The sequence below is a fragment of the Pseudoalteromonas sp. Ps84H-4 genome, assembly GCF_024124645.1.
GTDB classification, from domain to species: domain Bacteria; phylum Pseudomonadota; class Gammaproteobacteria; order Enterobacterales; family Alteromonadaceae; genus Pseudoalteromonas; species Pseudoalteromonas lipolytica_C.
In genome coordinates this window covers 134,840-149,481 of sequence record NZ_JAMXSK010000012.1, presented here as the reverse complement: position 1 = coordinate 149,481, position 14,642 = coordinate 134,840, and the positions used below count along the sequence as shown (strand labels likewise).

Here is a 14,642-nt window from a genome sequence, read left to right as displayed (position 1 = left end):
ATTAGAAATTAGAAATTAGAAATTAGAAATTAGAAATTAGAAATTAGAAATTAGAAATTAGAAATTAGAAATTAGAAATTAGAAATTAGAAATTAGAAATTAGAAATTAGAAATTAGAAATTAGAAAAGGGAAGTAAGTTGGCTGGGATACCAGGATTTGAACCTGGGAATGGCAGGATCAAAACCTGCTGCCTTACCGCTTGGCGATATCCCAACGCTAAACTTGAAGAGTTTTAGTTCTACTTAAGAACATGGTGCGGAAGGAGAGACTTGAACTCTCACAACCGAAGTTACTGGAACCTAAATCCAGCGCGTCTACCAATTCCGCCACTCCCGCACATAGTGTGATGCAAGTGTATAGTAATGGAACCTAAATCCAGCGTCTAATCAAGACACCAGCCAATTCCGCCGCTCCCGCATCAAAGGGTTTGCTAATTTAAACTCTTAGCTTGAGTTTTCTTATTCACTCTCTTGGTAGAGAAAGTGGCTGGGATACCAGGATTTGAACCTGGGAATGGCAGGATCAAAACCTGCTGCCTTACCGCTTGGCGATATCCCAACAAAGAATAATTTGATAGTTTGAGTTCTTATCAAGAACATGGTGCGGAAGGAGAGACTTGAACTCTCACAACCGAAGTTACTGGAACCTAAATCCAGCGCGTCTACCAATTCCGCCACTCCCGCATCATTTGTACTAAATGTACTGGTAGTTATTTTAAGCTCTTCATTGAGCATTCTTCGTCACTTTAAGAAAGTGGCTGGGATACCAGGATTTGAACCTGGGAATGGCAGGATCAAAACCTGCTGCCTTACCGCTTGGCGATATCCCAACAAAGAATAATTTGATAGTTTGAGTTCTTATCAAGAACATGGTGCGGAAGGAGAGACTTGAACTCTCACAACCGAAGTTACTGGAACCTAAATCCAGCGCGTCTACCAATTCCGCCACTCCCGCATCATTCGTACTAAAAGTACTGGTAGTTATTTTAAACTCTTCATTGAGTGCAGCTTAAACTCCTGCAGAGCCATTCTAAAGAAAGAATGGTGGCTAAGACGGGATTTGAACCTGTGACCCCATCATTATGAGTGATGTGCTCTAACCAACTGAGCTACTTAGCCATCGTGGCTGGGATACCAGGATTTGAACCTGGGAATGGCAGGATCAAAACCTGCTGCCTTACCGCTTGGCGATATCCCAACAAAAGCTTGATAGTTTTAGTTCTTATCAAGAACATGGTGCGGAAGGAGAGACTTGAACTCTCACAACCGAAGTTACTGGAACCTAAATCCAGCGCGTCTACCAATTCCGCCACTCCCGCACATAGTGTGATGCAAGTCTATAGTAATGGAACCTAAATCCAGCGTCTTAATCAAGACATCGGCCAATTCCGCCACTCCCGCATCATTCGTACTAAAAGTACTGGTAGTTATTTTAAACTCTTCATTGAGCAACAAGAAAGAATGGTGGCTAAGACGGGATTTGAACCTGTGACCCCATCATTATGAGTGATGTGCTCTAACCAACTGAGCTACTTAGCCATCTTTTTTGTTAGCACTTCATCGCTGAGTGCGGGGCGTATTATGCTGATATGACCTAAATCCGTCAACACCTTTTTTGCAAAAAAACGCTTATCAGTGTTTGTTTGCATTAAAATTAAGCTAAGTGGCTAAATTTCATTTGAATTGCTGTTTTTTTGACTGCTATTTACCAATTTAAAACTGCAATGTGTTTTGTAACTGTTTAAATACTGATTTTAAGTTGCTTGATTTTCAAACAAAAATCAAGCAACAAAAATAGATAATTTCTTTTTATAGGATGTTTGCTTGTTAAAAACAACAAAAGAACTTATTTCTTAAAGTGATTGCAGCTAAAAGAGCACTCGATTTCGATCTTTGTTTCTTTAAGTAAAGACGTGGTTTGGTAGTAAATCAACTAACAGCGGAACAATCCAGCACTAATATCCTTAATCCTTTGTCAAATTATGTTTGGCTGTATCGGTGCTAATACCAATTTGCCAAGTTCGTGATAAGCGTCCATTGCTTGGAATAGACGGTTAAATCTAGCAAATAGCTAGGACTGGCAAATGATATGGTGGTTAGTAGCAAGTTTAAAAGATGATAAGCAATAAAAAAGGCTCGTAGTAACGAGCCTTTTAAAATTTTATCAGCGAAGCAGCTTATACATTGAATAAGAAGTTCATTACATCGCCGTCTTTAACAATGTACTCTTTACCTTCTTGGCGCATTTTACCTGCTTCTTTTGCACCGCTTTCACCTTTGTACTCGATATAATCATCAAAAGCGATAGTTTGTGCTCGGATGAAGCCACGCTCAAAGTCAGTGTGAATTTTACCTGCAGCTTGAGGCGCAGTTGCACCTACTGGAATTGTCCATGCACGTACTTCTTTTACACCAGCGGTGAAGTAAGTTTGTAATTTAAGTAACTCGTAACCACCACGGATCACTAAGTTAAGACCAGGCTCTTCTAAACCTAGGTCAGCCATAAACTCTAACTTGTCTTCTTCTTCAAGCTCAGACAGCTCAGATTCGATAGCCGCACAAACTGGGATCACAACGGCATCTTCTGCAGCAGCGATTTCACGAACTTTGTCTAGGTATGGATTATTTTCAAAACCATCTTCAGCAACGTTTGCAATGTACATAGTCGGTTTAATCGTTAAGAAGTTAAGTGGCTTAATTGCTGCTTTTTCTTCTTTTGTTAACTCTAATGAACGAAGAGTTAAACCTTCATCAAGGTGTGCTTTTACTTTTTCAAGTACTGCATTTTGCTCTTTAGCGTCTTTATCGCCGCCTTTTGCCTTTTTAGCGTTACGAACAAGTGCTTTATCGGCACTATCCATATCGGCTAATACTAACTCAGTATTAATAACATCAATATCATCTGCAGGGTCAATAGTGCCTGCTACGTGTACGATGTTCTCATCTTCAAAGCAACGAACAACATGGCCAATCGCGTCAGTTTCACGAATGTTTGCAAGGAACTGATTACCTAAACCTTCACCTTTAGATGCGCCTTTTACTAGACCTGCAATATCAACGAATTCCATCGTTGTTGGTAAAATACGCTGAGGATTTACAATAGCAGCTAACGCATTTAAGCGTGCATCAGGAACCGGAACCACGCCAGTGTTTGGCTCAATGGTACAGAAAGGGAAGTTAGCGGCTTCAATACCCGCTTTAGTTAGTGCATTAAATAGTGTTGATTTACCAACATTTGGCAAACCAACGATGCCACATTTAAAACCCATAGTAAGATACCTTGTGTAATTTCAAATAAACGATTTAAGGTTTAAATGAATGTAGTCTGTTTTGTGCTTTTAACACACCATCTTTTGCAAGAATTTCCATACAACGAACTGCTTCGTCAACTGCGGCATCCATTTTTTCTTGGTCTTCTTTCGCGGCTTTACCCAGTACCCAGCCCGTAACCATTTCACGGTGACCAGGATGACCAATGCCAATACGAAGGCGCATGAAATCTTTTTGGTTTGCCATTTTCGCGATAATGTCTTTTAAACCATTGTGGCCGCCATGACCGCCACCTTTTTTTAGTTTAGCAATCCCGGGTTCGAGATCCATTTCGTCATGTGCGACGAGGATATTTTCGACAGGAATTTTAAAGAAATTAGCGAGACTACTCACCGCCTTACCGCTTAAATTCATATAAGTAGTAGGGATCAGTAATTTAAATTCTTGGCCTTGAATGATCACTTTGCCTGTTAGGCCATGATATTTAGGATCGTGTTTGAGTGTGCAGTTATAACGTGCAGCAAGTTCTTCGATGAACCAGGCACCTGCATTATGGCGTGTGTTTGCGTATTCGGGGCCTGGATTAGCCAGGCCCACAAGCATTTGAATAGAATTCAAGGTGTTGACACCTTAAAAATTATTCTGCAGCGTCTTCTGAAGCTTCGTCTTCAGCAGGAGCAGCTTTGTTAGCTTTAACAGTAACAATTGACTGATCGTGGTCTGCGCCTTTAGCTAGCTCAACAGATGTAACACCTGCTGGTAGTTTAAGGTCAGAAAGGTGGATTGAATCACCAGCTACTAAGCCTGCAACGTCAACTTCAACGAACTCAGGAAGTGACTTAGGAAGACACGTGATTTCGATTTCAGTTAATTGGTGAACAACAGTGTTACCTGCTTTAGTTACTTTCTCTTCACCGATGAAGTGTACTGGCACTTTAGTGTGAAGTTTGTGAGAAGCATCTACACGTTGGAAGTCTAAGTGAGTGATCTTAGGCTTGAATGGGTGACGTTGAATATCTTTAAGGATAGCTTCAACTGACTCGCCACCGATGTTTAAAGTAAGGATGTGCGTGTAGAAACCTTCGTCTTCTTGCGCTTTGATCATATCTTTGTGTGCAAGAACGATAGATGCAGCTTCTTTGTCAGCACCGTAAAGGATTGCAGGAACTTTATCTTCACGGCGTAGGCGGCGGCTCGCACCAGTACCTGTTTCTGTACGTAATTCTGCATTGTATGTATAAGTTGACATAATGTCTCCAATAATTAATAGTCTTAGGGCCTTTGCGACCAAGGTCCCCAGCCAAAAGGCGCGCTATCATACCACCCCTTTCGGGGAAAATAAATAACGACTACAAAAAAAGCACCTAGACGGTGCTTTTTGAATATCTTCGCGTTGTTGATTAGTGTTCAAACATCGCTGAGATAGATTCTTCATTGCTGATACGACGAATTGTTTCAGCAAGCATATCTGCAAGCGTAAGCACTTTGATTTTATCAATTGCTTTAAGCTCATCAGATAAGGTAATTGAGTCAGTTACAATCACTTCGTCAATTACTGAGTTACGGATGTTTTCAGCGGCATTACCTGAAAGCACAGGGTGAGTTGCATACGCAAATACACGTTTAGCACCATGCTCTTTAAGAGCAGCAGCGGCTTTACATAATGTACCACCGGTATCGATCATGTCATCAACGATGATACAGTCGCGGCCTTCAACGTCACCAATAATGTGCATTACTTGTGAAACGTTTGCTTGTGGGCGGCGCTTGTCGATAATAGCTAGGTCAGTGTCATTTAATAGCTTCGCAATAGCACGAGCACGAACAACACCACCGATATCTGGAGAAACAACAACAACGTCATCGAAGTCGCGTTCTTTCATATCTTCTAATAGCACTGGGCTACCGAATACGTTATCAACTGGTACGTCGAAGAAACCTTGAATTTGTTCAGCGTGTAAATCAACCGTCAATACGCGGTCAACACCAACACTAGAAAGGAAGTCTGCAACAACTTTAGCAGTAATTGGCACACGAGCAGAGCGCACACGGCGGTCTTGACGTGAATAACCAAAGTATGGAATAACTGCTGTGATACGACCAGCAGATGCACGACGAAGGGCATCAACCATAACGATAAGCTCCATTAAGTTATCGTTAGTAGGGTTACAGGTTGATTGAATGATGAAAACGTCAGAACCACGAACATTTTCATTAATTTGAACACTGATCTCACCGTCACTAAAACGGCCAACAACAGCATCGCCTAATTCAATATACAAACGTTTTGCAACTTTTTGAGCTAGCTCAGGTGTTGCGTTACCAGCGAAGAGCTTCATGTCAGGCACGGTAGGGTTCCTCAGGCACTGAATTTTGGGACTAACAGGCTATGGTAGACACCAAAGCAGGTTAACATTTACTTGTACGTTACTTCATAGCAAAGTGAGCATTTAATGCTTTATGAGCAGGTGAAAGTGTAGCACTACTTGCAACAAAACCTGTCCATTTATCTGGTAACTGAGCTAAAACTTGTTGTGCTTGTGCCTGGGTTGAAAACTCAGCAAAGCAACAAGCGCCCGTACCAGTCATCTTTGACGGGGCGTATTTTAGCAACCACTGCAGGACTTTTTCAACCTCGGGGCAGAGCTTTTTAACCAAAGGCTCACAATCATTGCCTAAATTTTCCGTTTGCCAGTCTACTTTTAACTTGGGTGTGTCACGTTTTAAATCAGGATGGGTAAAAATTTTCGCGGTGCTGACATGCTCCCCAGGATGTATTACACAAAACCAACTTTGCGGTAATTCTACATTTTCTAGCTGCTCGCCAATACCATGAGCAATTGCTGTGTGGCCATTTATAAACACTGGTACATCGGCTCCAAGCGTCACCCCAAGTTTAGCTAATTCTTCGAGCGATAAATCGCACTCCCACAACTTATTGAGAGCAAGTAGGGTCGTAGCCGCATCGGATGAACCGCCACCAACACCACCGCCCATCGGTAAACGTTTTAATAGCTCGATAGTCGCACCTTGTTGGCAACCACAATGCTGCTGTAATAAACGAGCTGCCTTATATATAAGGTTGTCTGTTAAAGTAATGCCGTTTGTATCGCCAATGACATTGATATCGGGTTCATGGGTCACTGTAAATGTTAAGTCATCACCAAATTCTAAAAAGGTAAATAAGGTTTCAAGCTCATGGTAGCCATCATCGCGACGACCATTAATATGCAAAAATAGGTTTAGTTTAGCGGGTGCGATTAATGTGAAAGGGGGCTTTAAAATGTGTGTCATGATTAATGTAACTGCCAATCATTAAGTTGAATTTTAATACGAATATGTTGATTTTTTAAAGTCAGTTTTTCTGGCAACCAATAACCATCTTGCTTGCGGTAATTTGCATAGGTAATCTGCCATTGTTGGCCATTCTCTGCTTGCCAAAGCAGTGTTTTTAAACGACCTTGTTCATCGAATGATGCTTGCTCATTCTGTGCAGTACCTTTTAGCCATTTTGCGGCATTATCTAATGGAATTGAAAAGCCTGTTAACCGGTAAAGTAGTCTAGATGCATCCTGATCTGTGTAGGTGTCGCCATCATACTCTAAAACAGCACCTTGAGGGTTTTGCTGTAACGACAGAATGCGTGTGCCAATAAAGCTAGTTAGAACCATGTCACTGTTGCGTTCATCATGTTGCCAATTTAAATTGGCTGATTGGCGTTGCTCGGTGCTGATAAACGCCATTTTACCTTGTACTTGCCACTGAGTCTGTTGGTCTAGGCGGGTTTTCCAATCAGGGTAAATGTAATCAACCGTTGAAATTTTTTGCGCACAACCGCTGATAAATAAAAAAAATATGAATAAAATCAAATATTGTTTAATCAAATGTCGTTCCTTACTTTCCATATTCCGCTGATTTTTGGTAAAATTAATGCCTTTACAGCTGGGCTTAGCAATATTTGGTACATATGACCATCGTAGCACTTGGTATAAATCACAAAACCGCATCCGTAGAATTACGCGAAAAAGTTGCGTTTTCGCCTGAGCAAATGTCTGAGGCGTTACAACAATTAAGTGGCCATGCGCATTTCAATGAAGCGGTCATTGTTTCGACCTGCAACCGAACTGAAATCTATTGTAGCCTTGCCGAGCGTAATTCCCAAACCTTGTTGCACTGGTTAGCCAGTTTCCACGGTTTGGATGAACAAGAACTGAGCAACAACATCTATTATCACGAAGGTACCGAAGCCATTAATCATTTAATGCGAGTATCTTGTGGTTTAGATTCGCTGGTGCTTGGTGAGCCACAAATTTTAGGGCAAATAAAACAAGCCTATCACAATGCAAAGACTCACGATGCAATCGGTGTGACATTCGATCGCTTGTTTCAAAAAACCTTTTCGGTAGCAAAGCAGGTTCGTACTGAAACCGATATCGGTGCCAGCGCTGTTTCGGTTGCCTACGCAGCGGTTAATTTAGCAAAGCACATATATGGCAAGTTAGATAAAACCAATGTACTGCTTATTGGTGCTGGTGAAACAATAGAGTTGGTTGCTAAACATTTGTACCAAAATAATCCGCAAAAAATTACTGTTGCCAACAGAACTATTGAACGTGCTAAGACCCTTGCCAGCGATGTCAACGCAGATGTGATTGCACTTGCCCAGCTACCTGAGCGCCTTCATGATGCGGACATCGTAATTAGTTCAACGGCTAGTACCTTACCTATTATTGGTAAAGGGGTGGTAGAGCAAGCGCTAAAAAAGCGTCGCCATAAACCAATGTTATTTATAGATATTGCAGTGCCACGCGATATCGAGAGTCAAGTAGGCGAATTAGATGCCGCCTATTTGTATTCAGTTGATGACTTACAAGCCATAGTAAGCGAGAATATCGCCGCTCGAGAGCAGGCCGCCGAACAAGCGCAAACCATTATTCGCTCTCGTACCGATGAATTTGCTATGTGGTTGCGTTCACTCGATTCGGTGGATTTGATTCGCCATTATCGCAACGATGTACAAGATATAAAGTCAGAACTTGTCGAAAAAGCCCTCAGTCAGCTGCAAGCAGGCAAAGAGGCAGAAAAAGTTATACTCGAGTTGGCAAATAAACTGACCAACCGCTTGATGCACGCACCTACCCGTGCCATTCAAGATGCTGCTAAAAAAGGTGAAGCAGCCGAGTTAAGCCAATTAAAGAAAATGTTAGGTATTGATCAGGAATAGTCGTTAAATGAAAGAGTCTGTTTATAGAAAATTAGAAACCTTAGTTGAGCGTTATGAGGAAGTGCAAGCGCTGCTAAGCGACCCCTCTGTGATCAGCGACCAAAATCGCTTTCGTGCCTTATCTAAAGAATATTCAGAATTAGAAGAAATCGTAAAAGCGTTTTTAGCCTATCAACAAGCGCAAGATGATGTTGCTACGGCTGAAGAGATGCTAAAAGACTCTGATCCTGACATGCGTGAAATGGCGCAAGAAGAATATAAAGAAGCAAAAGCACAAATTACCGAATTAGAAGACGAAATCCAAATTCTGATGTTACCAAAAGACCCGAAAGACAATAATAATGTCTATTTAGAGGTTCGTGCTGGTACCGGTGGTGATGAAGCTGCTATTTTCGCCGGTGATTTATTCCGTATGTACAGCCGCTACGCAGAAACTAAAAAGTGGAAAGTTGAAGTAGTAAGTACTAACGAAGGTGAACATGGCGGTTATAAAGAAGTCATCGCGCACATCTCTGGTGAAGGCGTGTATGGTCAGCTGAAGTTTGAATCGGGTGCTCACCGTGTTCAACGTGTACCAGAGACTGAATCGCAAGGTCGTGTTCATACATCTGCTTGTACCGTGGCAGTGATGGCTGAAATTCCTGAAGCAGAAGCAATTGAGATTAACCCTGCAGATATTAAAGTCGATACGTTCCGTGCATCGGGTGCTGGTGGTCAGCACGTAAATAAAACAGATTCAGCAATTCGTATTACTCACATTCCTACAGGTGTGGTTGTAGAGTGTCAGGATGAACGTTCACAGCATAAAAACCGTGCTAAAGCGATGTCTGTACTTGGTGCACGTTTACAACAAGCTGAAGATGAAAAGCGTCAAGCGGCTGAGGCGTCAGAACGTCGTAACTTAGTGGGCAGTGGTGACCGCTCTGAGCGTATCCGTACTTACAACTACCCACAAGGTCGTATTACAGATCACCGCATTAACTTAACACTTTATCGTTTAAATGAAGTGGTTGCAGGTGATTTAGGCTGTGTCATTGAGCCACTAATGCAAGAACACCAAGCTGACTTACTTGCTGCGATGGGCGATGAATAATCGTGCCGCAAAGCATAGAACAAGCACTTGTTACTGCGACGGCGTTATTAACGCCTAGCAGTGACAGCGCCAAGCTTGACGCGCAAGTATTGTTATTATCCATTCTTGATAAACCCCGCAGTTATTTATTCACTTGGCCAGAAAAACAACTTACCGAACAGCAACAACTTGCTTTTGAACAAGCATGCCAGCGCCGCTTAAACGGCGAGCCAGTTGCTCATATTGTTGGCTTTCGTGAATTCTGGAGCCTTCCTTTAAAGGTCAATCCAACAACCTTGATCCCAAGACCTGATACCGAAACCTTAGTTGAATATGCTTTAGGTTTAGAATTACCAGCAGGTGCTAAGGTGCTTGATTTAGGCACAGGGACAGGGGCTATTGCCCTTGCGCTAGCCAGCGAAATGCCAACTTGGCAGGTTACTGGAGTCGATAGGGTTGCTGATGCAGTCGCACTAGCTGAAGAAAATAAACAACGACTAAACATTCACAATGCTCATTTTGCATTGAGTAATTGGTTTAGTGCAGTTAAAAAAGAAAAGTTTGACCTAATTGTCAGCAATCCGCCGTATATTGAACATGATGATGACCATTTGAGCCGTGGAGATGTGCGTTTTGAACCTTTATCTGCATTAGTCGCAGATGATGACGGGATGGCTGACATCAAACAAATAATTACTATGGCGCGTGACTATTTAGCAACAAATGGCTATCTTTTAATTGAACATGGCTACCAGCAACGGGCAAAAGTTCAAGATTTTTTTGCACAAATGTCGTATAGCCATATACTTACAATTAAAGATCTTGGCGGTAATGACCGTGTAACACTTGCACAATGGCCTAAATAATAACAAAAAGGCTTGTGCGTACATAGCCTTTGAGGATCCCTTATAATGGATGATTTTTTGTTTTCGGATGAAGCACTTGATGAAGTAAATGAAGTGCTCCAAGGTAGTTGGAAAGTCATCGTGGTTGATGATGAGCCAGAAGTACACGCCGTAACAAAGCTTGCGTTGAGTGACTTCGAATTTCAAGACAAGCGTCTTGAATTTATAAGTGCTTATTCTGGGGAAGAGGCAAAGCAAGTTATACAAGAGCATCCTGATGCGGCAATTGTGTTACTTGATGTTGTTATGGAAACGGATGATGCCGGCTTAAAGGTTGCTAAATTTATCCGTGAAACTGCTAAAAACAATCATATCCGAATCATCCTAAGAACAGGTCAACCGGGCCAAGCCCCAGAGCGACAAGTAATAGTCAATTTTGATATCAACGATTATAAGTCGAAAACAGAATTAACAGCACAAAAGCTGTTTACGGTAGTGATGTCGAGTTTACGGTCGTATCGAGACATTTTATCGATTGAGCAGTCACGCTTGGGTCTTGAAAAAATCATTAAAGCATCACGCGATATTTTTTCTACTCACTCACTTGAGAGCTTCATCGAAGGTGTAATGCAGCAGCTTACTTCTTTGCTCGGTACGGTTGACCAAGCAATGTATTCAACAAGTTTAGTGGCTAGTAACCCGCAGGATAACCAAAAGAAGCTAGTGGTGTTTTCGGGCAGTGGTGAGTTTGAACGCAGTGAGGGTAAGGCGATTGAAGATGTGCTTAATGATGAGCAACTGCAAGCCTGCCAACAAGCTTTAAAAGAAAAAACCATTGTTTATCGAGAAAACTACTTGTTTGCCTATTGTTGCAGTGAGTTCAATCATAACTCAATGTTATTTATATCAGGTATTCCAAAACACCTTACCGACACACAGCGCCATCTAATCGAAATTTTTTCGCAAAATGTACAGTTAGCCTACGAAAATGTGCAACTACAATCAGAAATAGAAGCAACACAACAAGAGCTAGTGTTTAGGCTAAGCGAAGCACTCGAACAACGCTCAACAGAAACAGGCAACCACGTAAAACGTGTATCGCATATTTGTTATGAGCTGGCGATAGGCTATGGCTTAGACAAACGAGAAGCAGAGTTAATTCGCCTTGCTGCGCCACTTCATGATGTTGGTAAAGTAGGTATCCCAGATTCTATATTAAACAAACCTGGACCACTGACAGATGATGAATGGTCTGTGATGAAGCAGCATGCTGAAAAAGGCCATAGTATTTTGAAAGACTCTAAACGAGAAATTGTTAACGTTGGAGCTACTATTGCTTTATCGCATCACGAGCGCTGGGATGGTGCAGGGTATCCAAAAGGTTTAAAAGGGCAAGATATTCCTATAGCTGGCCGAATTGTTGCGCTTGCTGATGTGTATGATGCACTTCGTCATAAGCGCTGCTATAAAGAGCCTTGGTCGCTTGATGATGTTATAAAAGAAATAAACGCACAAAAGGGTAAACAATTTGATCCCAAGTTGATCGATGTGTTTAATGAACGCGTTCAAGAATTAGAAGACGTACTTGTACGTTATCCAGATTAATTAAAACAAGTTTAGGGTCGTATGGATTATTTAGCAGTAAAGCATACTCACATGTTATTTGCCGTGTTGAGTATAGTATTATTTTATGTTCGCTCTTTTTCACGTTTAAAGACGGGCGCTTTAGCAAAAAATAAAGTGGTGTTTATTGGTAGTCATAGTATCGACACTTTATTACTTGTATCAGCCGTTGCATTAATTGTTATGGCGGGCTTTAACCCTCTAGAGCAATCGTGGTTATTAGAAAAGATCATTCTAGTGATCCTTTACATTGTACTTGGCGTTGTGGCAGCAAAACAAAGCGCACAGGGTATGAAAGTCGCTTTACTTGCAATCACCACAGTCATCTTATTAGCAATTGGCTATTTAGCTTCTGCTAAAACAGCACTTCTTCTGTAAGAATCTCTAAGCGGTATTTTGATGGCGTCGCCATCGTACCGCTTTTTTGTATCTCATCGCTCAGTATTGGTAACTTAGGTCAAAAGTAGGTAAACTAGCTGCTCTTTTTTGAAATAGATGTTGCAGTATAAATGACCATTCCTTGGTTTGAAGATCAAAATGAATCCTATCAAGATGAAGCCTTCGATGCATATTCATCTAAAGTGCTTTATCGTTGTATTGATGCTGAATTAAAGTGGGATCCGCAAGTAGATTTATCGGCTTGCTACGAGACACTAAATCAACTTGAAGACACGGTAGCTACTTTTTGTTCTGAAATAAAAGAGCCGCACGAACGTCTTGATAAATTACTCGATACGTTTTATCAACACTGGTTATTTAGTGTTTCTAGTTTAAAAGTCCCTGAATATACATTAAATAGTTTTCGCTATACGATTACTATGCGTAGTGGCACACAAACAACGTTGGCTATTTTACTTTGCCACTTAATACAGCATGCTGAACTTGACGCGAGTGTTACCTTGAGTCAAGGAGAAGTGCATGTACATGTAGGTATAAGTGATGAAGAGGGCTACTTAATTGAGCCTAGTACAGGCCAACAAAGTTGGTATATTACCCCAGAAAACGCGTGCGAAGAAAATGGTGATGAACAAGAGCCGCTGGAGCTAGTATTTGATGAAGAGCTATATAAGCTTTACCTAGCTCAACAAAAATGGTCGTTTATCAGCGAAAGTAAATTTGGTCATGCACTTCATTGTGTAGAGATGCTCATGGAATTATTAGGGGATGACCCTTATGAGCGTCGTGATCGGGGTTATCTTCTTAATCAGTTAGATTGCCCAAAAATGGCAAGAGATGATCTTCAGTATTTTGTGAATGAATGCCCAGATGATCCTGCTATTGAAATAATTCAGCACCAAATTGCTGAAATAGAAGACAATAATAATACACACCACTAATTTAAAGGAACATTTATGACTGACGCCCACAGTGCGCTAATTACCAATGACGCAGTCGTACTTGGTTTGCTTGCCGTTATTTTGGGGTTTATTTTTAAAACCTCTCACAGTAATAATGCTGCCTGCCAAAAATTTTATAAGTATGTACCCGCATTACTACTTTGTTATTTTTTACCTTCGTTACTCAACACCTTTGGTATTGTTGATGGCCACTCTTCAAATGTTTATTTTGTGGCATCACGTTATTTACTGCCAGCTTGCTTGATATTGCTTACTATTAGTATTGATTTGAAGGCAATTCTTAATCTTGGTCCAAAAGCACTAATTATGTTCTTAACGGGTACTATGGGTATTGTTATTGGCGGACCGCTTGCTATTTTAGTGATGAGTGCAGTTTACCCAGAGGCCGTTGGCGGTCATGGCCCTGATGCGGTTTGGCGCGGTATGACAACCATTGCTGGTAGTTGGATTGGCGGTGGTGCAAACCAAGCTTCAATGAAAGAAATGTTTGAAGTAGGCGGCGACATCTTCTCTGCAATGGTTACCGTTGATGTGATTGTGGCAAACTTATGGATGGCCGTATTGCTATTAATGGCTGCAAATCATAAAGCGATTGATGCAAAAACGGGCGCAGATACCCGTGCGATTGAAGAGCTTAAAGAGCGTGTAGAGAAATATCACGCAGAGCATGCACGTATGCCAACCTTAAATGATTACATGACGATCATTGCTATTGCCTTTGGTATTACTGGCCTTGCGCACTTTTGTGCCGATTTTTTAGGTCCGTTTTTTGGCGCTAACTTCCCTTGGGCGCAAGAGTATAGTTTAAACAGTAAATTCTTTTGGTTAATCGTTATCTCAACCACAATTGGTATTAGTTTATCGTTTACTAAAGTTCGTCATATTGAAGCTTTTGGCGCTTCAAAAGTAGCATCAAGCTTTTTATATATCCTTGTTGCTTCAATTGGCTTACACATGAATATTACCGCGATTTTTGACTCACCAATGTATTTTGTACTGGGTGTGATTTGGATGATTACCCATGCAAGCTTAATGCTTATTGTCGCGAAACTAATTAAAGCACCACTGTTTTATATGGCAGTAGGCTCTCAAGCAAATGTAGGTGGCGCAGCATCAGCACCCGTTGTTGCATCAGCATTCCATCCGTCACTTGCGCCAGTAGGTGTATTACTTGCTGTTTTGGGCTATGGTGTAGGTACTTACATGGCTTATATTTGTGGATTAATGCTACAAGCTGTTGCACCCTAAGG

At 41.4% G+C, this 14,642-nt stretch carries 13 protein-coding genes and 10 tRNA genes; 7 read left to right on the top strand and 16 right to left on the bottom strand.

Going from position 1 to position 14,642, the window contains the following annotated elements; all coding sequences use genetic code 11:
• Positions 1–139: 139 nt before the first annotated feature.
• The 16 genes from NH454_RS12430 to lolB form a co-directional block, all read right to left on the bottom strand.
• Positions 140–214: transfer RNA gene (locus NH454_RS12430), tRNA-Gln, on the bottom strand.
• 38 nt (positions 215–252) lie between these two features.
• Positions 253–337: transfer RNA gene (locus NH454_RS12425), tRNA-Leu, on the bottom strand.
• Between the two features lie 147 nt (positions 338–484).
• A tRNA-Gln gene (locus tag NH454_RS12420) sits at positions 485–559 on the bottom strand.
• A gap of 40 nt (positions 560–599) precedes the next feature.
• Positions 600–684: transfer RNA gene (locus NH454_RS12415), tRNA-Leu, on the bottom strand.
• A gap of 71 nt (positions 685–755) precedes the next feature.
• Positions 756–830: transfer RNA gene (locus tag NH454_RS12410), tRNA-Gln, on the bottom strand.
• A gap of 40 nt (positions 831–870) precedes the next feature.
• Positions 871–955: transfer RNA gene (locus NH454_RS12405), tRNA-Leu, on the bottom strand.
• Between the two features lie 87 nt (positions 956–1,042).
• A tRNA-Met gene (locus NH454_RS12400) sits at positions 1,043–1,119 on the bottom strand.
• A 4-nt stretch (positions 1,120–1,123) separates the two neighbouring features.
• Positions 1,124–1,198, bottom strand: a tRNA-Gln gene (locus NH454_RS12395).
• Between the two features lie 36 nt (positions 1,199–1,234).
• Positions 1,235–1,319 (bottom strand) — tRNA-Leu (locus tag NH454_RS12390).
• Between the two features lie 143 nt (positions 1,320–1,462).
• Positions 1,463–1,539: transfer RNA gene (locus tag NH454_RS12385), tRNA-Met, on the bottom strand.
• Between the two features lie 638 nt (positions 1,540–2,177).
• The gene (gene ychF, locus NH454_RS12380) at positions 2,178–3,269 is read right to left on the bottom strand and encodes a redox-regulated ATPase YchF (RefSeq protein WP_135924135.1); all 1,092 of its coding nucleotides are present in this window, start codon (positions 3,267–3,269) and stop codon (positions 2,178–2,180) included.
• A 34-nt stretch (positions 3,270–3,303) separates the two neighbouring features.
• Positions 3,304–3,888, bottom strand: coding sequence for an aminoacyl-tRNA hydrolase (pth, locus tag NH454_RS12375; RefSeq protein ID WP_135924136.1), 585 nt, complete (start codon positions 3,886–3,888; stop codon positions 3,304–3,306).
• A gap of 19 nt (positions 3,889–3,907) precedes the next feature.
• On the bottom strand, positions 3,908–4,519 hold the full coding sequence (locus tag NH454_RS12370; protein ID WP_135924137.1) for a 50S ribosomal protein L25/general stress protein Ctc: 612 nt from the start codon (positions 4,517–4,519) through the stop codon (positions 3,908–3,910).
• 151 nt (positions 4,520–4,670) lie between these two features.
• Complete coding sequence (locus NH454_RS12365) at positions 4,671–5,618, bottom strand: ribose-phosphate pyrophosphokinase (RefSeq protein ID WP_135924138.1); 948 nt, start codon at positions 5,616–5,618, stop codon at positions 4,671–4,673.
• Between the two features lie 79 nt (positions 5,619–5,697).
• Positions 5,698–6,564 (bottom strand): 4-(cytidine 5'-diphospho)-2-C-methyl-D-erythritol kinase, encoded by an 867-nt coding sequence (gene ispE, locus NH454_RS12360; protein WP_199525832.1) that lies wholly within the window; start codon positions 6,562–6,564, stop codon positions 5,698–5,700.
• 2 nt (positions 6,565–6,566) lie between these two features.
• Positions 6,567–7,154: a lipoprotein insertase outer membrane protein LolB gene (gene lolB / locus NH454_RS12355; protein WP_199525830.1), complete on the bottom strand. Its 588-nt coding sequence runs from the start codon at positions 7,152–7,154 to the stop codon at positions 6,567–6,569.
• A gap of 83 nt (positions 7,155–7,237) precedes the next feature.
• Here lolB and hemA point away from each other — a divergent pair, with 83 nt between their 5' ends.
• The 7 genes from hemA (at position 7,238) to NH454_RS12320 (ending at position 14,640) form a co-directional block, all read left to right on the top strand.
• Positions 7,238–8,494 (top strand): glutamyl-tRNA reductase, encoded by a 1,257-nt coding sequence (gene hemA / locus NH454_RS12350; protein ID WP_171040414.1) that lies wholly within the window; start codon positions 7,238–7,240, stop codon positions 8,492–8,494.
• A 7-nt stretch (positions 8,495–8,501) separates the two neighbouring features.
• Positions 8,502–9,587 (top strand): peptide chain release factor 1, encoded by a 1,086-nt coding sequence (gene prfA, locus NH454_RS12345; RefSeq protein WP_135924142.1) that lies wholly within the window; start codon positions 8,502–8,504, stop codon positions 9,585–9,587.
• Positions 9,588–9,589: 2 nt separating this feature from the next.
• Positions 9,590–10,432, top strand: a complete 843-nt coding sequence (gene prmC, locus NH454_RS12340; RefSeq protein ID WP_235382894.1) for a peptide chain release factor N(5)-glutamine methyltransferase — start codon at positions 9,590–9,592, stop codon at positions 10,430–10,432.
• Between the two features lie 45 nt (positions 10,433–10,477).
• Entirely contained in the window at positions 10,478–12,016 is a 1,539-nt protein-coding gene (locus NH454_RS12335) for a DUF3369 domain-containing protein (RefSeq protein ID WP_135924144.1), read from the top strand.
• Between the two features lie 21 nt (positions 12,017–12,037).
• Positions 12,038–12,412 carry a SirB2 family protein gene (locus NH454_RS12330; RefSeq protein WP_135924145.1) on the top strand — a complete coding sequence of 125 codons (375 nt, stop codon included), beginning with the start codon at positions 12,038–12,040 and terminating at the stop codon, positions 12,410–12,412.
• Between the two features lie 131 nt (positions 12,413–12,543).
• A complete protein-coding gene (locus NH454_RS12325) occupies positions 12,544–13,371 on the top strand; it encodes a tetratricopeptide repeat protein (RefSeq protein WP_135924146.1) in 828 nt (275 codons plus the stop codon).
• A gap of 15 nt (positions 13,372–13,386) precedes the next feature.
• Complete coding sequence (locus tag NH454_RS12320; protein WP_135924147.1) at positions 13,387–14,640, top strand: DUF819 family protein; 1,254 nt, start codon at positions 13,387–13,389, stop codon at positions 14,638–14,640.
• The last annotated feature ends 2 nt before the right edge of the window (positions 14,641–14,642 follow it).